The 20,275-nt window shown below is 30.5% G+C and carries 19 protein-coding genes and 5 tRNA genes; 8 read left to right on the top strand and 16 right to left on the bottom strand.

The features are described 5' to 3' along the window. Positions 1-156 precede the first annotated feature (156 nt). On the top strand, positions 157-273 hold the full coding sequence (locus ACYQ1U_RS06545) for a diacylglycerol kinase (RefSeq protein WP_459886413.1): 117 nt from the start codon (positions 157-159) through the stop codon (positions 271-273). Here the strand turns inward: ACYQ1U_RS06545 and ACYQ1U_RS06550 are convergent. The 7 genes from ACYQ1U_RS06550 to tig are packed head-to-tail and all read right to left on the bottom strand — an operon-like array spanning position 259 to position 7,086. Then, positions 259-879, bottom strand: a complete 621-nt coding sequence (locus ACYQ1U_RS06550; RefSeq protein ID WP_459885676.1) for a tyrosine-protein phosphatase — start codon at positions 877-879, stop codon at positions 259-261. The genes ACYQ1U_RS06545 and ACYQ1U_RS06550 overlap by 15 nt on opposite strands. Beyond that, entirely contained in the window at positions 863-2,248 is a 1,386-nt protein-coding gene (locus tag ACYQ1U_RS06555) for an NAD(P)H-hydrate dehydratase (protein WP_459885679.1), read from the bottom strand. Before ACYQ1U_RS06555 ends, ACYQ1U_RS06550 begins: the two co-directional genes overlap by 17 nt. Continuing rightward, a complete protein-coding gene (locus ACYQ1U_RS06560; protein WP_459885682.1) occupies positions 2,245-3,723 on the bottom strand; it encodes a YifB family Mg chelatase-like AAA ATPase in 1,479 nt (492 codons plus the stop codon). The genes ACYQ1U_RS06555 and ACYQ1U_RS06560 overlap by 4 nt, the downstream gene beginning before the upstream one ends. Then, a complete protein-coding gene (gene def, locus ACYQ1U_RS06565) occupies positions 3,687-4,211 on the bottom strand; it encodes a peptide deformylase (protein WP_459885685.1) in 525 nt (174 codons plus the stop codon). Before def ends, ACYQ1U_RS06560 begins: the two co-directional genes overlap by 37 nt. Positions 4,212-4,214: 3 nt before the next feature. Beyond that, positions 4,215-5,210 (bottom strand): GGDEF domain-containing protein, encoded by a 996-nt coding sequence (locus ACYQ1U_RS06570; protein ID WP_459885687.1) that lies wholly within the window; start codon positions 5,208-5,210, stop codon positions 4,215-4,217. Further along, complete coding sequence (gene clpP / locus ACYQ1U_RS06575) at positions 5,210-5,800, bottom strand: ATP-dependent Clp endopeptidase proteolytic subunit ClpP (RefSeq protein WP_459885690.1); 591 nt, start codon at positions 5,798-5,800, stop codon at positions 5,210-5,212. Before clpP ends, ACYQ1U_RS06570 begins: the two co-directional genes overlap by 1 nt. Continuing rightward, on the bottom strand, positions 5,800-7,086 hold the full coding sequence (gene tig, locus ACYQ1U_RS06580; RefSeq protein WP_459885692.1) for a trigger factor: 1,287 nt from the start codon (positions 7,084-7,086) through the stop codon (positions 5,800-5,802). Before tig ends, clpP begins: the two co-directional genes overlap by 1 nt. Before the next feature lie 61 nt (positions 7,087-7,147). Between tig and folE the strand changes: the two genes are divergently transcribed. The 7 genes from folE to ACYQ1U_RS06615 all read left to right on the top strand — a co-directional run bounded on the left by folE (position 7,148) and on the right by ACYQ1U_RS06615 (position 10,194). Further along, the gene (gene folE, locus ACYQ1U_RS06585; RefSeq protein WP_459885695.1) at positions 7,148-7,726 is read left to right on the top strand and encodes a GTP cyclohydrolase I FolE; all 579 of its coding nucleotides are present in this window, start codon (positions 7,148-7,150) and stop codon (positions 7,724-7,726) included. A gap of 307 nt (positions 7,727-8,033) precedes the next feature. After that, the gene (gene fliI, locus ACYQ1U_RS06590) at positions 8,034-9,332 is read left to right on the top strand and encodes a flagellar protein export ATPase FliI (RefSeq protein WP_459885698.1); all 1,299 of its coding nucleotides are present in this window, start codon (positions 8,034-8,036) and stop codon (positions 9,330-9,332) included. Between the two features lie 366 nt (positions 9,333-9,698). Continuing rightward, positions 9,699-9,776: transfer RNA gene (locus ACYQ1U_RS06595), tRNA-Pro, on the top strand. Between the two features lie 43 nt (positions 9,777-9,819). Next, positions 9,820-9,896, top strand: a tRNA-His gene (locus ACYQ1U_RS06600). A gap of 17 nt (positions 9,897-9,913) precedes the next feature. Then, positions 9,914-9,990 (top strand) — tRNA-Arg (locus ACYQ1U_RS06605). A 17-nt stretch (positions 9,991-10,007) separates the two neighbouring features. After that, positions 10,008-10,084, top strand: a tRNA-Arg gene (locus ACYQ1U_RS06610). A 25-nt stretch (positions 10,085-10,109) separates the two neighbouring features. Further along, a tRNA-Leu gene (locus ACYQ1U_RS06615) sits at positions 10,110-10,194 on the top strand. 189 nt (positions 10,195-10,383) lie between these two features. Here the strand turns inward: ACYQ1U_RS06615 and ACYQ1U_RS06620 are convergent. The 9 genes from ACYQ1U_RS06620 to ACYQ1U_RS06660 all read right to left on the bottom strand — a co-directional run bounded on the left by ACYQ1U_RS06620 (position 10,384) and on the right by ACYQ1U_RS06660 (position 20,251). Beyond that, a complete protein-coding gene (locus ACYQ1U_RS06620) occupies positions 10,384-11,136 on the bottom strand; it encodes an ABC transporter permease (RefSeq protein WP_459885700.1) in 753 nt (250 codons plus the stop codon). Positions 11,137-11,145: 9 nt separating this feature from the next. Beyond that, positions 11,146-12,120, bottom strand: a complete 975-nt coding sequence (locus ACYQ1U_RS06625; RefSeq protein ID WP_459885702.1) for an ATP-binding cassette domain-containing protein — start codon at positions 12,118-12,120, stop codon at positions 11,146-11,148. A 2-nt stretch (positions 12,121-12,122) separates the two neighbouring features. Beyond that, the gene (gene wtpA, locus ACYQ1U_RS06630; RefSeq protein ID WP_459885705.1) at positions 12,123-13,067 is read right to left on the bottom strand and encodes a tungstate ABC transporter substrate-binding protein WtpA; all 945 of its coding nucleotides are present in this window, start codon (positions 13,065-13,067) and stop codon (positions 12,123-12,125) included. 148 nt (positions 13,068-13,215) lie between these two features. Beyond that, complete coding sequence (locus ACYQ1U_RS06635) at positions 13,216-14,151, bottom strand: formate dehydrogenase subunit gamma (RefSeq protein WP_459885708.1); 936 nt, start codon at positions 14,149-14,151, stop codon at positions 13,216-13,218. Positions 14,152-14,163: 12 nt separating this feature from the next. After that, complete coding sequence (gene fdh3B / locus ACYQ1U_RS06640) at positions 14,164-14,760, bottom strand: formate dehydrogenase FDH3 subunit beta (protein WP_459885711.1); 597 nt, start codon at positions 14,758-14,760, stop codon at positions 14,164-14,166. A 10-nt stretch (positions 14,761-14,770) separates the two neighbouring features. Then, positions 14,771-17,593, bottom strand: a complete 2,823-nt coding sequence (locus ACYQ1U_RS06645) for a formate dehydrogenase subunit alpha (RefSeq protein WP_459885715.1) — start codon at positions 17,591-17,593, stop codon at positions 14,771-14,773. A 10-nt stretch (positions 17,594-17,603) separates the two neighbouring features. Then, positions 17,604-17,798, bottom strand: a complete 195-nt coding sequence (locus tag ACYQ1U_RS06650; RefSeq protein ID WP_459885718.1) for a twin-arginine translocation signal domain-containing protein — start codon at positions 17,796-17,798, stop codon at positions 17,604-17,606. Positions 17,799-17,868: 70 nt separating this feature from the next. Further along, positions 17,869-18,606 carry a TorD/DmsD family molecular chaperone gene (locus ACYQ1U_RS06655; RefSeq protein WP_459885721.1) on the bottom strand — a complete coding sequence of 246 codons (738 nt, stop codon included), beginning with the start codon at positions 18,604-18,606 and terminating at the stop codon, positions 17,869-17,871. Next, the gene (locus ACYQ1U_RS06660) at positions 18,596-20,251 is read right to left on the bottom strand and encodes a 4Fe-4S binding protein (RefSeq protein ID WP_459885724.1); all 1,656 of its coding nucleotides are present in this window, start codon (positions 20,249-20,251) and stop codon (positions 18,596-18,598) included. Before ACYQ1U_RS06660 ends, ACYQ1U_RS06655 begins: the two co-directional genes overlap by 11 nt. Positions 20,252-20,275 lie beyond the last annotated feature (24 nt).

Consider the following 20,275-nt stretch of genomic DNA (forward strand, 5'->3'; position numbering starts at 1 on the left):
TTTACTCTTACCAGATTTTATTGTTTCAATTTGGTGGGAAAATTATACCAATTCCAAGATGTTTAGACACTTCAGTATAATAAAATTTAGTTAATTAAATACAACCAATTAAAGCATATATTTCTATTTAAAAACTATGACTATATTAGAATTGGTATAACAAATGAATGGCACGAACTTGCCAAAAAAGCAAAAGATACAGCAAGCACTGGAGTATTTTTTAGTTTAATTCAAGCTATAATCATTTGGGGAATAAATTTATTCTCTTTTTAAAAGCTTATCATAAATAAAATCAGCTATTTTATTTGATTTATAACTGTTTTTTATTTTGTCTCTATTTTTTTCAAGCCATTCTACAAAATCACTACCATCATACATTTCAAACATTTTTTTAATTCTACCAGCTTTAGAAAAAGATAAATATCCATACTTTAATCTAAGCTCTTTTTTTATAGCTTTATTTTTATCTTTACCATTTATAATATGCCATAAGACTGCAACAAGTCCTGTTCTATCTGCTCCTGCTTTACAATGAAAAAGTATTGGTTTTTTAGCGTTTTTTAGCAAATATATAAGTTTTTCAATTTCTTCTTTTCTTATGTCTGAAGGGTTTCTTGATGAAATTGAAATAGTTTGATATTCAACCCCTAATTCTTCACAAATTTCTTTCTCTCTTTTATAAATATAATTTTTATTATTTCCTCTAAGATTTATTATTGTTTTAATATTATATTTTTTTATAATTTTTTTTAGTCGCCAAGGAGTAATTTGAGCGCTTCTATAAACACCATCATCTACTTTATGAAAATTAAACCAAAAAAGGTTTATAAAATTATGCTCTTCTGTAATTATCTTAAAAAATTCACGTAATATTTTCAAGCCTTTGAATTAATTTTATTGGTGTTAAAGCATAGTTTGGTTCGTAATTTCCAGCAAATGAATGAGCCAGACTAGCATGAATTGTAGATTTTAGTGGATGATACCCTTGGGCAAGAAGTGCCCCTATCATACCCGCTAACACATCGCCACTTCCACCTTTTGCTAAAGCTACGCTTCCATTTGGGTCTATATGGATTTTACCTTTAAAAGCTATAATCTTATTAGCCCCTTTAAGAAGTAAAACAACATTTTTGTATTTTTCACTAAATTTTTTAGCTAAATCAAACCTATTTTTTTGAATATCTTCTGTGCTGTACTCACCAAAACCTGTAATTTTAAGAAGACTCGCAAACTCTTTTGGGTGAGGAGTTAAAACTATGTTATCTTTTTTTAAAAATTCTTGAATTTCCTCTTTATAAAACATATCAGCATCTATAACCATAGGAATATCAAGCTTTAAAATATCTTCTAACTCATCGTCAAAATGATTTCCTATTCCCATTCCAAAAGACACAGCATTAAATCCCTCTATACGATGAGAATGCATAATTTCATATGGAATATTTATTTTATCATCATGACTTACTATACTTACAAGTCCAGCACCAAAGTTCATTGCTGCCATTGAAGCTAGTATTGCAGCCCCAGGTTTCTCCCCTGCTAATACTCCTAAATGTCCATAAGTTTTTTTATGTGCATTTTGCTTTTCTCTTATAGGAAGACCCAAATCATCTCTCTCCCATATATAATAGTCTGTATTAGCTTTATACTTATTAAAACTTACTCCCAAATCTGCTCTAACTATCTCTCCTACATAATCTTTAGCAAAATCGCTATAAAGAGCTAATTTTTCAGCTCCCATCGTAACTGTCAAATCAGCAATAAATGCCACAGGCCTTAAGTTACCGTTATCATCAATACCAGTTGGAATATCACAAGCTATTTTAAAAGCTTTTGCTTTGTTCATTTTATTAATAAACCCTATAATCTCACTACTTAAGTCTCTTTTTAACCCACTACCAAAAATAGCGTCTACTATTACATCAGCACTAACACATTTTTCTTGTACCTTACCACCAACTGCAAGAAATCTTTCAAGCTGGAGCTTACACATTTTAGATTTTGCTCCAAGTGGAAGGTATAAATTTACTATATAATCCCCTTGCAAAATTCTCGCAAGTGTTATTCCATCAGCCCCATTATTCCCAGGACCAGCTACTATATTAATAGTAGAAAATTTTGGAAATCTTTTATATATCTCAAGAGCCAAAGAGTTGGCTGCATGTTCCATTAAGATATCTTCAGTCAGTTTATACTTTTCATAACACTTTTTATCAAGTGAATAAACCTCTTTATATACCGGTTTCATTTCCTCCTCCTAAATTTCAAAGCCCGAATTATATCTTCTTTTTTTATTTTATCTCTTTTATTTACATTAGCAATAGTTTTTGATAGTTTAAGAACATTAAATTCACTTCTTTTACTAAGTCCAAAATTTTTAATAGCTTTTTGCAGTATTTCATAAGCCTCATTTTCCATATTAAATTTATAGTTTTCTGGCAAATGAGCATTAAACTTACCTTTTTGCATCTCAAAAGCTATCAGTACCTTCTCAAACATATCTTTACTAGAAATTATATCTTCTTCATCATCTTCTATCATTTGATGATATATCTCAATTCTATCATAAAGAGGCTCACTAATTCTATTTTTATATCTTTTTATTTCAAGGTCTGTACATCTGCATTCTTTGTTAATACTTAGAAGATTTCCACAAGGACAAGGATTCATTGCCGCTGCAAATAAAATATCCGTGTCATATTCTATTTTTGAATTTACCCTACTAATTAATATTTTCCTATCTTGAAGAGGTCCTCTTAAATTTTCAAGCACATCTTTTTGAAACTGAGGAAGTTCATCAAAAAATAGTATTCCTTTATTTGCAAAAGCAATTTCACCAATTTTTGCTACTTTACTTCCCCCTCCAAAAATTGCCGCCTTTGTAGCTGTAAAATGTGGTGCTCTATAGGGTCTAACTGGCTTAAAATTAACCTCTTTTCCTTCAAGAGAGTTCAATTTTTCAACTTCTAAAATTTCTTCAATACTCATAGGAGGCAAAATATACCTTAGTCTATTTATAATCATAGACTTTCCAACTCCTGGACTCCCCTCAAGTAAAATATTATGAAAACCAGCAGCACTATACAAAGCTGCAAGTTTTGCATCTCTTTGTCCTATCACATCTTTGAAATCAAGTTTAAAGTCTTCCTCATAATAATACTTTTTTCCTTCTATCTTTATAAAAGAATATTTAAATTCATTTTTTTCAATTTCTTGAGCTTCAAACTCTTCAAATTCACTTAAATGAGAAAAAGCATAAATCTGAATATTAGGAATTTTTGAAACTTTTTTAGCACTTTCAAGAGGAATAATTACTTTTTTTGGTTTAAGTGATAAAATAATAGGAAATATTGTATTTGTATCTTTCAAACTTCCATCAAGACCAAGTTCTCCTAATACTAAATACTCACTCAAATCAATATCTTTATTTTGATATAAAATAGACAAAGCAATAGGCAAATCAAAATGACTTCCAGATTTTGGAAGATCCGATGGAGATAAATTTATAGTAATTTTTAAAGGAGGAAACTCAAAATCGTTATTCAAAAGAGCTGACTTTACTCTCTCTTTACTCTCTTGGATAGATTGATTACCAAGACCTACTATCGAAAAACCAGGAAGTGCTTTTGTAAAACTACTTTCAACTTCTACTAACTTCGCATTAAAGCCATCAAGGGTAGCAGAGTTTATTTTTTTCGTTTTTGTTTTAATAGTTTTTTCCATTTTTTCTCAAACTTTTTACGCCTAATATAATCTAGTCTCTCTATAAATAAGTGACCATCAAGATGATCTGTTTCATGCTGAAAAGCTACACTTAAAAGTCCCTCAGCATCTATAATATGTTCTTTTCCAAACCTATCAAAAAACTTTACTTTAACTTTTTTATATCTTTCAACTTCATCAAAATATTCAGGCACACTAAGACACCCTTCTGTATCTTTTATTGTACCTTCCCATTCTAAAAACTCAGGATTTATTACTTCTATCAATGTATCAGGACTTTGTTTTCCTTCTTCATTTCCAATATCAATTATTAAAGCACGAATAGGAACAGCTACTTGAATAGCAGCAAGCCCTACACCATTTTTTGCAAGCATAGTTTCATACATATCATCAAGAAGTTTATGAAGATCACTATCAAATCTCTCAACTGGTTTTGAAATCTGTTTTAAAATTTTATTAGGATACGTTACAACTTCAAGAACTGCCATATATTATTCTCCTTCATATACCAAATATAAACTATCTTCTCTCTCAGCCCTTTTCATAGCATTTAATGATTCATTTAAATATTCTTCTGCTGGTTTTATTTCTTTAATTTCAGCTATTCCCCCTATAATTGAAAGATCAAGTTCCTCACCTTCTAGAAAAATTGCTGTGTTTCCTATCATCTCAGCAATTCTTTCAATGGTTCTTCCAGCTCCAATTCTATCAGTATGCTTTAAAAGCATCACAAAAACACCATCTCCAAGATGTGCTATTTCATCAGTCCTTCTTGAAGTTTTAAGAAGTATTTTTGCAAAACTTCTATTTGCTAAGATTTTGCCTTTTTCACTTAAAGAACTTAAAATATTATCTTTTAATTTTAAAGCAACAATCGAACTAATATGAGAAAATTTATCTATAAGTTTTATCTCTTTTTCAACAAGTTTTAAAAAATAACCTTTGTTATAAACACCATACTTTGGATCAAATAATGAATTACTTTCAATTTCTTTGATGATTTCTACATTTTTTGCATAAAGATTTTTTATAGCTTTGTTTTCTTTATCAAATTTTTTATACATTAACTCAATCTTATTCTCAAGCTGACTCATTAGCTTTTCCATAGCTTTTGGAGAAGTTATATGATACATTTGCTTTATCTGATTTTCTATTGCTTCTCTAAGTTGAGCTGTGCTTTTATAAATTATAGCAGTATGTTGAAGCAATTCTTTTGTATATTTAAAAGAAAGTTTCATTTTCTTTTCAAGCTCAAAATCTTTATCAACTTCATGAGAATCTTCAATTGAGATTATCTCATAAATCTGTTTTTTAAACTCAACTGGTTCTTCTTCTAAAAGATTAAAAAAATAGACTTTATAATAAGATGGAAGAGGTGGCACCCCATCTTCAATAAGCTTATCAAAAACTTTCCTAGCAAACTTCTCAAGAGGTGAAGTTGGCTGATTTAAGTCCTTTACTTTCACAGATGAATATTTTTCTTCCATTAGCTTTCTCTTTTTTTAAGAACCTTATCAATAAGTCCATATTTCATAGCTTCTTCAGCACTCATAAAAAAGTCTCTCTCAGTATCTTTTTCAATTTTTCTTAAACTTTGACCTGTGTTTTCAGCTAAAATCTTATTTAATTCTTTTTTCATTCTAAGAATTTCTTTTGCATGAATTTCAATATCAGTTGCCTGTCCTTGAGCTCCACCTAACGGCTGATGAATCATAATTCTAGAATGTGGAAGTGCAAATCTCTTTCCTTTTGCACCACTACTCAAAAGAAAAGCTCCCATACTAGCAGCTTGTCCCATACAAATAGTTACTACATCAGGCTTGATATAGTTCATTGTATCATAAATTGCAAATCCACTAGTTACTACTCCACCTGGTGAATTAATATATAAGTAAATATCTTTTTCGGGATTCTCAGCTTCAAGAAATAAAAGTTGAGCCACTATCAAATTTGCTGTATAGTCGTTTATTTCACCTTGAAGCATTATTATTCTATCTTTAAGAAGGCGAGAGTATATATCATATGCCCTCTCACCTCTTCCTGCTTTTTCTATAACGGTTGGAATTAATACACTCATTATTCGCCTTTAATTTTTCCCTCTAACAATTTATTTAGAAGCTTTTCTTGTGTTAAATTCATTTTAAGAACTGGTAATAAACCTTGTTCTTGATAAGATTTAATAATCTCTTGTGGATTTTGTCCTTGCATTAATGCTTCATAATAAAGAATTTGAGTAAGTTCTTGATCACTAACTTCCACTTCCTCTTTTTTAGCAATAGCATCAATAATAAATGTAAGTTTTACTCTTGTCTTTGCTTCATCTTTAAATTTATTTCTGAACTCTTCAAGTTTTTCAGGGTTTTCTTGAAGTTCTTTAACCTCAGCCGGAGATAGTTTTGCCGCTTCATTTCCTACAATTACATCAACTTCTTGGTCTACTATGTTTTCAGGTAAATCAATATCATATTTTTCTACTAAACACTCAAGAATTTTATCTTTTAATGGTGCAAAAGTTTCAGCTTTTTTTCTTTGTAAGATTGAATCTTTTATATAGTTTTTAAGAGTTTCAAGTGTTGCATTCTCATCATTTAAGTATTTTTTAGCTAATTCATCATTAATTTCAGCTGGGATCTTTTCTTGGATTTCTTGAAGCGTTACTTCAAATTCAGCCTCTTTACCTGCAATCTCTTTTGCTCCATAATTTTCAGGAAAAGTTACTTTAATTTTTCTATTCTCTCCTACTTTCATTCCCTCTAATTGTTCTTCAAATCCAGGGATAAATTGTCCACTTCCAATTTCAAGAGGATAACCTTCAGCACTTCCATTTTCCATAGGTTTTCCGTCTATATAACCTTTAAAATCAATTACTGCTATATCACCTTTTTCAAGAGTTTCTTTATTACTAACTTTACCTTCAGCTAAAGATTCAGAGATTTTTTTAAGTTCTGCTTCAATTTCCTCTTCACTAACTTCTGGAAGTTTTGCTTCTGGTACACATTCTTTATATTCGTCATTTACATTAATTTCAGGTTTTGTAAATACTTTAATTTCAACATCAATTTGCTCTTCTTTTTCATCAAATTTAGTAACCTGAGGCTCACCTATTACTTCAACTTCACCTAATTGTTTAATTCCTTCATTTAATACTTCTCTAACTGCTTCACTAATAGCATCTCTTTTAATATCTTCTCCATACATTCTTTCAACAACTTTTACAGGAACTTTTCCTGGTCTAAATCCCTGGATTTTTGCTTTTTTTGCAATTTCTTTTGCTATTTTTTTCTTTTTTTCTTCTAAAGTCTTGTTTTGTATCTCAGCTTTAATTATACTATTAGCAGAATCAATTTTTTGTACTTCAACCATTAATATTCCTTTTTTAAAAGGTATAATACCAAAAAAGTTTATAAAACTCAAAAGGATTAAAATGAGTGTAAATTTAGAAAAAATCGAACTTGCTACAAAATTTATACTTGAAGCAATAGGAGAGGATATAGATAGAGAAGGACTTATTAAAACACCAAAAAGAGTAGCTAAAGCATTTGAAGAAATTTGTAGTGGTTATTTTAAAGATCCAAAAGAAGTATTAAATGATGCTTTGTTTGAGAGTACCAATAACGAAATGGTAGTTGTTAGAAATATTGAATTTTACTCATTATGTGAACATCATATGTTGCCTTTCTTTGGAAGAGTTCATGTAGCTTATATTCCAGATAAAAAAGTAGTAGGACTATCTAAAATCCCAAGAATGGTAGAAGTATTTGCAAGAAGACTTCAAATCCAAGAACAATTAACAGAACAAATTGCAGATGCAATTATGGATGTAGTTAAACCAAAAGGTGTGGGTGTTGTTATACATGCAAGACATATGTGTATGGAAATGAGAGGTGTTAAGTCAAAATACTCTTATACTTCTAGTAGTGCATTAAGAGGTATTTTTTTAGAAGAAAAAACAAGAGATGAATTCTTTAGTATCATAAATGCTCCAGTAGATAACCACTTTTAACAATGGAAAATTATACAATGGATAGTGAAAAATTAAAAATAAACATAATTTTTAATTAAGGCTATTTCATTTTAAAAAACAAAAAAACGAAAAAGTAAAAAATGATAGAGTAGCTAATTTTAACGAAAATTTTGCGTTTAAAAAATTGCTCTTAACCAGTAGGGCAGCGAAGCTGTTAGCAACTTTTAGCAAAATTTGAGAGGTATGTTAAAAAATTAGCTCGAAGCTGTCATTTTTTACTTTTAAGTTTTAGCATGAAACAACCATGAATTTTTAATTGTCTATTTTTAAAGGAGTTAAATTTACAATGCATCTTAAAAGTATCAAAGATAAAATAAAACAAAAGCCTCTCTCAAAACCATATGGTTTTGTTAAAAAAATCAACCCTACAAACTTAGTTGCAACTGGGCTTAATCCAAGCGTAGGAGATATCGTTCGAATAAAATCTTTTGATAACGAAACTCTTGGTATGGTTACAAGCATTATGGAAAACGAATTTATAGTAACTCCTTTTGATTTTTTAGAAGGTATGAAGGTTGGAGATAAAGTATATCTTGACGAAGAAGGAATGAAAGTCCCAGTTGGAGAAAATTTATTAGGAAGAATTGTAGATGCGTTTTTAAGACCAATTGATGACAAGGGAAAAATTGAATATGAAACAAAATATCCTATTATAAAAAAATCTATATCCCCTTTAAATAGAGGAGTGATAAAAGAAGTGTTCCCAACGGGAGTAAAAGCAATTGACGGACTTTTAACTTGCGGAAAAGGACAAAAACTCGGAATCTTTGCAGGTAGTGGAGTTGGTAAAAGCACCCTTATGAGTATGATAGTAAAAGGAAGCAAAGCCGATATAAAAGTAATTGCATTAATTGGTGAAAGAGGTAGAGAAATCCCTGAATTTATCGAACATAATCTAAAAGGTGATTTGACAAATACTGTTATAATAGTGGCTACTTCTGATGATTCGGCTCTTATGAGAAAATACGGAGCATTTTCTGCTATGGCAGTAGCTGAGTATTTTAAAGATAAAGGAAAAGATGTTTTATTTTTAATGGATAGCGTAACTCGTTTTGCAATGGCTCAAAGAGAAATAGGCCTTGCTATGGGAGAACCGCCTACAAGTAAAGGATACCCACCAAGTGCTATTATGCTTTTACCTCAACTAATGGAGAGAGCCGGAAAAGAAAAAAACAAAGGAGCAATAACTGCATTTTTTACAGTACTTGTGGAAGGAGATGATACATCAGCCGATCCTATTGCAGACCAGGCACGCTCAATTTTAGATGGCCATATTCTACTTGATAGAGAACTTACTGATTATGGAATTTATCCGCCAATAAACATACTAAAATCAGCCAGCAGGGTTATGAATAATATCGTAACACCAGAACATCTACAAAAAGCTCAAAAATTTAAGCGCCTTTATGCCCTACTTAAAGAAAATGAAGTATTAATTAGAATTGGTGCATACCAAAAAGGAACTGATCCAGAACTAGATGAAGCTATAACTAAAAAAAATGCAATGGAAAGTTTCCTAAAACAATCTCCAAATGAACTCTATCAATTTTCAGAAATAATTTCTATGTTAAAAAGTATTATTTAATATCACTTAACAAATAAATTTTTTTCTTGTCTCAATTTTAATTTAATCATATCTTTTTTAAATTTAAAAACTTTATTAATTTAATACCAATTCCAAGATGTTTAGACACTTCAGTATAATAAAATTTAGTTAATCAAATACAACCAATTAAAGCATATACTTCTATTTAAAAACTATGACTATATTAGAATTGGTATTAGCATGGTTATTAGTTGTTTTTTTATTCTTAATTTATGTATTTTGTACAACTTGTTTTCTTTTCAAAAAAAGCTTTTTTCTCTTTTTTTTGACTTTTTTTCTCGAACAGGCTTATAAAATCTTGACAAAAAAATTTTTTTTACTTATAATTTCAATCCACAAAGACAGCGGAGTGTAGCGCAGTTTGGTTAGCGCACCTGGTTTGGGACCAGGGGGTCGGGGGTTCGAGTCCCTCCACTCCGACCATTGACCCACTATAAGTGAGTAGCCGAGAAGCTGCCCACTTGTGGTGGGCGTAGCTCAGTTGGTTAGAGCACCAGGTTGTGGCCCTGGGGGTCGCCGGTTCAAGTCCGGTCGTCCACCCCATTGCTCTATCTAGTTAAGCGTCCGTAGCTCAACTGGATAGAGCAACGGACTTCGGATCCGTAGGTTGTAGGTTCGAGTCCTACCGGACGCACCAACAACTGCTCTTAATAAGCGCCCTTAGCTCAGCTGGATAGAGCAACGGCCTTCTAAGCCGTAGGTCGCAGGTTCGAGTCCTGCAGGGCGTACCACTTTTATCATAATTTTCTCCTAAATGCGGGAGTGGCGGAACTGGCAGACGCGCCAGACTTAGGATCTGGTGCCGCAAGGCGTGGAGGTTCGAGTCCTCTCTCCCGCACCACTTATTCAGCTAAAATATTTATAAATTTGGTGATTTTGAAAAATCTATTATCTTCGATAGTCCGTCTAATAAATTAAAATTTGTTTTTGATCAATCACTTTTCTTAATACTGCTTATGTTTTTTTATTTTTTTTACTGTTTTATTCTTAACTTCTCCTTGGTATGTTATAAATCCAAAAAATAAAATTTTTATATTCTATTATTTAACCATCTAACAATTGAAAAAATAATAATTGATATAACTATCATAACAGCTGCTACAGGGGCCGAATAATTTAGACCAAAATTTATAAATCTTTCATAGATTAAAACAGGCGCAATCATTGGATGATATGCAATAATTACTACTGCTCCAAACTCTCCAAGTCCTCTTGCCCACATCATAAGCATACCATTTATAATATCCTTTTTTGCATTTGGAATTACAATCTTTAAAAATGTTTCAAAATTTCCAGCACCTAATGATTTTGAAACATTTTCAAGTTTCACATCAACTTTTCTAAATCCTTCTTTTGCAGAGTTTATCAGATAAGGAGCTGATAAAAACATCATCGCTGCCATAATTCCTGTAGTAGAATCTACAAAACCAAGACCAATTTTACTTAGAAAATTTTCTATTTTTTCATTACCAAAAGTCATAAGTAATGCAATACCTGCTGCTGTATGAGGTACCATTGTTGGAATATCTATAACACTTTCAAGCAAACTTTTTCCAAAAAAATCGTATCTTGCTATAATATAAGCAAGAGGTAACCCTGTCAAAAGCACAAATAGAGTCGCATAAAAAGACACTTTCATAGTTAAAAAAACTGACCTTATTACTTGTGAATCATTCAGAGTTTCAATATAAGTCTCAATTCCAACACCTAAAATTAATTTTAAAAGAGGAATAGATAAAAACAAAATCAATATTCCACCTAAACATACAAAAACTCTTTTCATATTAAAACCTTAAATAAAAATAATTTCTTTTTTATTAAAACAAATATAAATTTTTTCATTTTTATTAATGTTCAATTTTTCTAATTCTGCTTTTGGCTTTTTTATAAAAAATTGTTTATCATTTACTTTTACAAAAATTTTATAGTGGTCTGTTATGCCCATAATCTCTTCTATTATTCCTTCAAAACAGTAATCATATTTTTGAGATCTTTCTTTTGAAAGAATAATTTGATTCGGGTCTATTGAAAAATATTTGTTTGGATTTTCAAATCCCAAAAGTGTAATATTAAATAAATTTTTAAATCCTAAAAATTGAGCTACTTCAATAGAATTTGGATTTTTAAGAACATCTTTTGCATCTCCAACTTGTAAAAGAGTACCTTTTAAGATAATTCCCAATCTATCTGCTAAATACGAAGCTTCTCTAAAATTATGTGTAACATGAATCACTGATAGGTCGTATCTTTTTGGCAATTCTTTTAAATTTTTCATAATTTCATTTCTCATAGTTGGGTCTATTGCACTTAGGGGCTCATCCAAAAGTAAAAGTTTTGGTTTTGAATAAATAGCTCTTGCAAGGGCAACTCTTTGAGCTTCTCCTCCACTAAGATACTTAATTTCTCTTTTGAGAAGGTGCTTTATTTGTAAGAAGTTAATTAAATCTTCAAATAATTTTTCATCTTTTTGGTGATATTTTTCTGAAAAACGAATATTTTTTTCTACATTTAAATGTGGAAATAGAGCAAAATTTTGATATAAAAAACCAAAGTTTCGTTTATTTGGAGGTAATTTGCTGATTTGCTTTACTTCGAAATAAATTTCACCTTCTATTTCTTGAAAACCAGCAATACTTTCAAGTAAAAGAGTTTTACCACTTCCTGTCCTACCTAATAACACAAAATATTCGTTTTTCTCAATATCCAAAGATAGGATATTGAGCTTAAATTTACCTTTTTTTAAGAATAAATCTCTTATTTTAAGCATAATTAATCTTTCAAAATCGATTTATCACCTGTAATTATAGGAGGGTTAATAACACCTTGTCCATTCTTTTTCATAATCTGTTGTCCTATAGGAGATAAAACAAACTTAAAGAATAATACTGCACCTTTTTTATTAAGAGGTAAATTTTCATTTTGCACGATAGTAATTCCATAAACCATTGGAGCTCCTCTTTTTACAATAAATGTACCAGGTTTTTTACCAGTTACTTTAAATGTAGCTTGTTTATAAAACGAAGCATATTTTTTACTTTTTAAACTTATTTGAGGTGGAAGAGTAATGAATTTTAAGTTATGTTGTATTGCAACTGATTTGTAAATAAATAAATAATCAAATGCTCCAACTTCTAATAATCCTAAAAGGTCTGTTTCTTTTGGTCTCACTACTACTTTATTAGTATTTTCTTCTCCTGGAGTATAATAATCCCCATATCCAAAAAGTTCATTAAAAAAAGGCTTGTTATAATAAATTCCAGCAAGTTTTGCTACAAGCATAGTTCTATATCCACATGGATCGAGATTAGGATTTGAATGCCCTACTTTTACTCCTGGTTTTAATAATATATCAGTCCAGTTGTTTGAATTTATTTCGTTTGCATATTTAGATTTTGGAGTATAAGCTATAACCATTTCGTTTGTTGCAAAAAGAGCATTGAATTTAGCATAGTTTGGTTTTAAAAGATTATCTATTACCTTATAATCAGCGCTAGCCATAATATCTGCTTTTTTATGTAAATCAGTAATTTTTCTAGCACATGCTCTACTTCCTGCTGCTTCTCTTACAACATCATACTCTGGATATTTTGCCTCAAACTTTTTTTCTATCTCTGAAAAAGGAACACTTAAACTACCTGCATGAAAGATAACAACTTGCTCTTTTGCAAAAGCAAATAAAGCAGTAATACTAAAAGCTAGGATGATTTTTTTCATTTTTTCTCCTTTATTCTTTATTATGCTAATAGTATTTAAATTTATTTATATAAAGTGTCAAAAATATGATATATTGACATATTTTTTTTATGCATTTTTTGCATATTTTTAATTCTAAAAAATAAAAAGAGTAAAAGAGATAAATCTTTTACTCTTTCGGACATTTTTTAGTAAGTTCTTCGTCTTTTTTTTCTTTAATAATTTTTTTGTAAAAAATAGAGTGAAGATATTTTAATTCTTCTTCGCCTTTACAACCTGTAATCATACTTTCAATAGCACCTTTAATGGTAAAAATACTCATATATAGATGAGTAAAGAAAAAGGCCACAATTAATAACGCCAATAATAAGTGAACAATTACAGCAATTCTTAATAAATCAATGTGAGAAATATCTATTTTTTCAAGGAGGGCTATGTCAAAATCTTGAAAATAAATCATTGCACCAGTAATTATCATTACTATTCCACCAATTGTAGCTAACCAATACCACATTTTTTGACCGGCATTAAATTTGGAGGCAGGAATTTCTTTTTTTTCTTTGCTTAAATATCCACCTAATATTAACATCCATTTAATATCCCAAATTCTTGGTAACATATCTTTTAACCACATTAAAAACATAGGTATTACTGCTACTGCAAAAAGTACGGCTCCTATATCATGCAAATATCTTGCAAATCTTATAGGAGTACCTCCACCGAAGAATTTTGCATAAATAATTAAAAAACCGGTTGGAACAAGCAAAATAAATCCTGCTGCAACTATCCAGTGAACTATTCTTTGCCAGCTAGGAAAAACTAAGAATTTTCTCCCTTCATGAGAAAATTTTTTTGGTCCTATGATAAAATAATGAAGAAAAAAGACAGCCGGGACTCCAATTAAAACTACTAAAAACAATAAATTAATCCAATTAGTTTGTAAATATACAAAAAGCTCTCCATACTTATGCCAAGAAGGAATAGCTTCTATTAATTGAGGTGATATTAATTTGCTGCCGTCATGTAAAGGTGCTTTATTAGGTTCTACTAAAGGCACAGTCCCGGCAAATAATAAACTGCCTATAAGCAAAATTATTTTTTTCATGAATTTTACCTTTTATTTATAAGCTTGGTCCCAACCATATGGTGTCATAGGTCCTTTTCCTTTTGCTGAGTCTCTTGCTCTTTTAATAGCTGCTATACTCTCAGCATCTCCAACTAATAGTGCGTTAGTAGCACAAGTTGCTGCACACATAGGTACTTTTCCTTCTGCAATTCTATTTTGTCCATAAAGTTCAAACTCTTGAATTGAAAAAGTTGGTTCAGGTCCACCAGCACACATAGTACATTTATCCATAACTCCTCTTACTCCAAAAGCACCATCCCTTGGAAATTGAGGTGCTCCAAAAGGACATGCGTATAAACAATATCCGCAACCTATACATTTGTTTTTATCATGAAGCACAATACCATCCTCTCTAATATAAAAACAATCTACTGGACATACTTGTGCACAAGGAGCATCAGTACAATGCATACAAGCAATAGATACAGAAAACTCTTTTCCTTCTATTCCTTCATTAAGTGTTATCACTTTTCTTCTGTGAAGCCCCACAGGAAGTTCGTGGGCTTCAGCACATGCAATAGTACAGCCATTACATTCAATACATCTGTCTTCATCACAGTAAAATTTCATTCGTGCATATTCATACATTTTTTACTCCTTACGCTTTCTCAATACGAACAAGCCCAACTTTAGTTTCAGGAATTTGAGTTACGATATCATATCCATAGTTGGTTACTGTGTTTGCTGATTCACCTATTGCATATGGTTTTGTATTTTCTGGATAATTTTCACTCATATCAACACCTTGCATAATTCCAGCAAAATGGTATGGTAAGAATATTCTATCTGGTGCTACAGAGTATGTAAATCTTGCTTTTACTTTTATTTTAGTTCCCTCAGGTGAGTGAATCCAAATCATATCACCATCTTTAATACCATGTTTATAAGCAAGTTCTGGGTTAATATCAGCAAACATTTCAGGCTGTAGTTCTACTAAATACTTACTGCTTCTTTCTATAATTCCAGCACCACTATACATAACAAGTCTTCCGGTTGTAAGAATTACAGGATATTCTTTTGACCAATCTTTTCTTTGGATTGAGCTATATTTTGTATCTACTCTATAATGATTTTTTTTGTCTGGATATGTTGGATAAATCTTAACTAAATCAGGTCTTGGTGTATGAAGTGGCTCTCTATGTAGTGGAATTTTATCAGGGAATGTCCATACATATGCTCTAGCTTTTGCATTACCATAAGGGGCTACGCCAGCTTTTAGAGCATATTTAGCTATAAGTCCACTTAAATCCACTTTCCAGTTTTTACCCATAATTGCTTTTTCATGAGGTGTAAGTTTGATACCAAGAACTTTTTCAATATTATCTTTAGTAAGTTCTGGATATCCACCTTTTACTTTTGCGCCTTTAACAGTTGCGAAAGGTCCTGCTAAAAGATTTTCTCCTTTGTATTCTGCACCAAATCTTGCTCTAAATCCCATACCACCTTCGCTAACAGGAATATCTACATTGTATAAAACAGGGCTACCTGGATGTGCTTCAGTCCAACATGGCCAAGGTAATCCATAATATTCACCTTTCATAGGTCCTATACCTTTTAAGGTCACTTCATCAAACATATGCCAATTTTCTTGATGTTTTTTAAGTCTCTCTGGTGTCCAACCTGTAAGTCCAATAGTTTTGATTATTCTTGCTATTTCTCTTGTGGCATCTTCTGGCCATTTGTAACTATTTTTTATTTTTATCGGTTTTCCATCTTTTACACCCATCATCATACCACGTACTAATTCATCGTAAAATCCGAATTTTTTTGCAAAAGCAAACATAATCTCTTCATCTGTTTTACTTTCATATAGAGGATTTACTACTTTACTTCTCCATTGGGCTGTTCTGTTTGTAGCTGTTACGCTTCCTTCACATTCAAATTGACTTGCTGTTGGTAAAATATAAACATTATCTTTTTTATTTGTAATAACTGCTGCTTCATTTGCAAACGGTTCCGCAATTACTAATAAATCAAGTTTATCGAGTGCTTGTTGAACTTTTGCAGTTTGAGCAATAGATGTAATACCATTACCTTGAACCCAAAGTACTTTAATAGGACTAGATGAATGAATTTTTTCTTCTTGTAATACACCTTGCCACCATTTTGCAAGTGTAAATCCTTTTGTATGCATCCATTTTTTAGAAGCAAATCTATTTTGAAGCCATTTAAAATCAACTCCCCAGTTTTTAGCAAAATATTTCCAACTTCCTTCACTTAATCCATAATATCCTGGAAGAGAGTGTGATAAACAGCACATATCAGTCGCACCTTGGACATTGTCATGCCCTCTTAAAATATTACATCCTCCACCAAATTTACCCATATTACCAAGAGCTAATTGTAAAATAGGAGCCATTCTTGTATTAGATGAACCAATTGTATGTTGTGTTAGACCCATTGCCCATAGCAAAGTTCCAGGTTTTGTTGTTGCATAAGCTCTTGTAATTTTATATAGAGTTTCTGCTGGTACACCTGTAACATCTTCCACTTTTTCAGGAGTCCATTTTTCTGCTTCTTTCATAACATGTTCCATTCCAAAAACTCTATTTTCAATAAATTTAGGATCATGCCATCCATATTTGAATATTAAATGAAGCATACCATACATAAATGGAATATCTGTCCCTGGTCTTATTCTTGCATACATATCAGCTTTTGCTGCTGTTTTTGTATATCTTGGATCAATAACAATTAAAACAGCATTATTTCTCTCTTTTGCTTTTAAAATATGTTTAAATCCTACAGGATGATTTACCGCTGGATTTGCTCCGAAAATTATTATTGCTTTAGAGTTTTGAATATCTCCTAAATGATTTGTCATAGCGCCATATCCCCATGTGTTCGCGACCCCCGCGACTGTTGCACTATGTCAAATACGTGCTTGATGATCTATATTATTTGTTCCCCAAAAAGCTGCAAATTTTCTAAAATAATAAGCCTGTTCAGTACTCATTTTTGCACTTCCTAAAAACATTACTGAATCAGGCCCATCTTTTTTTCTTATTTCTAACATTTTTTCACTAATTTCGTTTATTGCTTCATCCCAACTAATTCTTTTCCATTTTCCATTTACTTTTTTAAGAGGATGTTTTACTCTCTTTTCGGTTCTAATATAATCAATTGAATCAATTCCTTTAGAACAATGACTTCCATGACTAATAGGATGATCTTGGGCAACTTCTTGTCTTACCCATACTCCATTATGAACTTCTGCTATAATTCCACATCCAACAGAACAAGTAGTACAAACCGTTTTTACTTTTTTACTTCCCGGATAAGGACTTTTTAACTCTTCTTCATTAGCCTCTCTAATTGCATAAGAAGCATTTAACATGCTAGCCCCTGCAACACCTGATAGAGCCGCTAATTTTAAAAAGGACCTTCTCCCAATTTTTGTTTCTAATTTTTCAGAAACCATTGTTTACTCCTTATATAGCGTTTTTGTAATAAATTTCCCAAAATTTAGTTTTTTTGTATAGAATTTCTTTTTTTGGAGAATGACCTCTTACTACTCCATTGTCATATGCAGGCTGACTAGGAGGATTTGCAAATACAAGTTTAGAAGAAGCCACACTCAATGCACCAAGGCTTAGTGCGCCCTTTAAGAAACTTCTTCTTTCCATTTTTTCTCCTTTTTTCAATTTTATCTCTTTAAGAGATAATGGCAAGGCTTTTTAAGCCCTGCCATTATCTCTAAACATTATCTTCAACATCCCCTCCCTCTTCCAAATTACAACTTATAATCACTTCTTCTGTTTTTTTCTGTTTATTTAGTTTTCTTCTTAAGGCTTCTTCATCTGCTATTGTTTTTTGAGGGAGTTTTGTTATTTTTTCTTTTTTAGGTTTAGATTTTTCAAAGTAAATTCTCTCTGTTTCTATAAAAGACTTTAGAACTATTGCTATATCTTTATAAAGGTCTGCTGCAGAATGCATATACACATTTTCAATAAAATCATCTACAAATTCATTTAAAATTTCAAATGTTTTTTCTTCAAGCCACTCAGACTTTTCATCATCTCTTAATTTTTCTAAGATTAAGTGTTGCATAAAAGGCAAAATAAATCCTATGTCATCTTCAGTATCTGTAAATTTCTCATTTTTTCTAAATTTTGAAGCTAGAACTAAATCTATCATTTTTAATCTCATTTTCCCATTTTCTATCTCTTCATCATAAAATGAAGCTGTTGTAGGTACAGGGTCATTTGCAAGATCATAAAAAATATAATCGAATTCATCACTTACTTTTTGTTCATCAAAATTATTAATAAAGTGATTTAATGCTTCTTTTGAGTTCGGGTCTAATGCATTTTCATATAAAATTTCTGCTGCTTCTTTTACACCATTAAATCTATTCTTATCATCAGTAAAGGTAAAAAGCTTTGAAAAAAAACCATAATAAAAAGCTCTTGCATAATCAATTTTATTTTTCATTTATTTTCCTTTCTAAATAATCATTAAATATTAATTTTGATTTACACTCTTCACAGCAGTAAATAGATTTTCTTTTAATTTCATTTGTAAAAAATGGCAATAACATAGAAGCTATTCTTTCTATTGATTTTTTTGGAGCAAAAGGTTTATTACACATAATGCAATAAAAAGGTTCATCTTTTGCCATTGTTTTTTGTTTAAAATTATCAGGATTTAATTCAAGTTTATCATAAATTACATGAATACATTTTTCTGGACATGCAACATCACAATAGCCACAATCTGTACATAAAGAAACATCAAATTTAAGTGAATTATCCTCAGAATGAGCAGTAAGAGCTCCTGCATTACAAACACTTACGCAAGCCATACATAAAGTACATTTATTCTCATCTATTTCTATTTTCCCATAATGAATATATTTATGACCTGTTAAATCAATAACTCCATAATCTTTATCTAAAATATGTGCAAGTCTAATAGAAAAAATACCACTTTTAGTAAGACTTTTTTCATTGATTGTATTTAAAAATTCAGGAGCTAATTTAACATCTAAAAGAGCTTCTTCTAATTCTTTTTCATTTTGTACGAGAAAAATTGCTTCTTTATTATAAATTCTTTTATAAATTTTATTTATTAACTCTATTGCTTCTTTTTCACCTTTAGATAATCTATTTGTATAAAAAACAATTTGGGAACCTACTTCTTGTAACATAGTAATAAAATGAGCTTCATCAAAAAATTTAGCTCCTTCTACTGCAAAAGGTAAAATATTTTTAGGAAGTTCTACATTTAAATTTTCTATCAAATCTTCGGGAATTATAAGTGGAATACGATTTTTAAACTGTTTAGAAATATCTATAAAAATTTCTCTTGGAATTGCAGAAAAATCAAGAGCACCACTTGGACAAACACTTACACATCCTCCACATCCATCACAATCTATATGAGAAAAAACAAGCTTTCTTTCTTCATCTATTTTTAAAATAGCATTTGTAGGACATACATTAACACAATTTCCGCAAGTTTCATTCAGAACTCTATTGTTGTATTGGCAAATATTTATATCGTAATTTATAAAATTTCTATATTCATAAATTCCCTCTCTTTTGTTTATTATTTCTAAAGCTTTTTCTATGCCTATATCTTCTGGGTCTACTATACCTCTTTGTTTATAAGCGATTTCAGGAGCTCCAAACCATATAGCCTGTCCTACTTCCAAGGTTATTTCATTATCTTTTTTTATGTTAAATTGTAAATTTCCTATAGTTCCGCTTATATTTTTTATCCATTCTGGAAGTGCATAATAAACTTCAAAAATTTCCAGTTTGTCGGCTATTTTTTCAGCTTGTTCTTTATTTCCTATAATTAATAATGTATTAGGTATTTCTTTTTGATATTCATTATATTTTGCATAGTCTAATTTTATTCCTCTTATTTCATAAAGCTTCTCCAAATTAGTAATTTTATCAAGAATACTATCTTCTGAATTTTTTAAATAGAAATTTATTTCAGGAGCATAAATTTCACAATTTATTTCTTTTGAATTAGATATAATCGCTTTATTATCGGTTGAAGTTACATAGGTAATTTTCTCAGGTAAAGGAAATTGAAGTTCTTTTGAATAAAAAGCATATTCAATCATTTTTAAACCTTTTTTAACTTTATA

It is taken from the genome of Caminibacter profundus (assembly GCF_054657155.1).

Bases quoted from the DNA above. Each gene is read 5' to 3' on its own strand.
- ACYQ1U_RS06555 (WP_459885679.1), bottom strand. From the start codon at position 2,248: ATGAAACCGGTATATAAAGAGGTTTATTCACTTGATAAAAAGTGTTAT.
- ACYQ1U_RS06560 (WP_459885682.1), bottom strand. From the start codon at position 3,723: ATGGAAAAAACTATTAAAACAAAAACGAAAAAAATAAACTCTGCTACC.
- def (WP_459885685.1), bottom strand. From the start codon at position 4,211: ATGGCAGTTCTTGAAGTTGTAACGTATCCTAATAAAATTTTAAAACAG.
- ACYQ1U_RS06570 (WP_459885687.1), bottom strand. From the start codon at position 5,210: ATGGAAGAAAAATATTCATCTGTGAAAGTAAAGGACTTAAATCAGCCA.
- clpP (WP_459885690.1), bottom strand. From the start codon at position 5,800: ATGAGTGTATTAATTCCAACCGTTATAGAAAAAGCAGGAAGAGGTGAG.
- tig (WP_459885692.1), bottom strand. From the start codon at position 7,086: ATGGTTGAAGTACAAAAAATTGATTCTGCTAATAGTATAATTAAAGCT.
- folE (WP_459885695.1), top strand. From the start codon at position 7,148: ATGAGTGTAAATTTAGAAAAAATCGAACTTGCTACAAAATTTATACTT.
- fliI (WP_459885698.1), top strand. From the start codon at position 8,034: ATGCATCTTAAAAGTATCAAAGATAAAATAAAACAAAAGCCTCTCTCA.
- ACYQ1U_RS06620 (WP_459885700.1), bottom strand. From the start codon at position 11,136: ATGAAAAGAGTTTTTGTATGTTTAGGTGGAATATTGATTTTGTTTTTA.
- ACYQ1U_RS06625 (WP_459885702.1), bottom strand. From the start codon at position 12,120: ATGCTTAAAATAAGAGATTTATTCTTAAAAAAAGGTAAATTTAAGCTC.
- wtpA (WP_459885705.1), bottom strand. From the start codon at position 13,067: ATGAAAAAAATCATCCTAGCTTTTAGTATTACTGCTTTATTTGCTTTT.
- ACYQ1U_RS06635 (WP_459885708.1), bottom strand. From the start codon at position 14,151: ATGAAAAAAATAATTTTGCTTATAGGCAGTTTATTATTTGCCGGGACT.
- fdh3B (WP_459885711.1), bottom strand. From the start codon at position 14,760: ATGTATGAATATGCACGAATGAAATTTTACTGTGATGAAGACAGATGT.
- ACYQ1U_RS06650 (WP_459885718.1), bottom strand. From the start codon at position 17,798: ATGGAAAGAAGAAGTTTCTTAAAGGGCGCACTAAGCCTTGGTGCATTG.
- ACYQ1U_RS06655 (WP_459885721.1), bottom strand. From the start codon at position 18,606: ATGAAAAATAAAATTGATTATGCAAGAGCTTTTTATTATGGTTTTTTT.
- ACYQ1U_RS06660 (WP_459885724.1), bottom strand. From the start codon at position 20,251: ATGATTGAATATGCTTTTTATTCAAAAGAACTTCAATTTCCTTTACCT.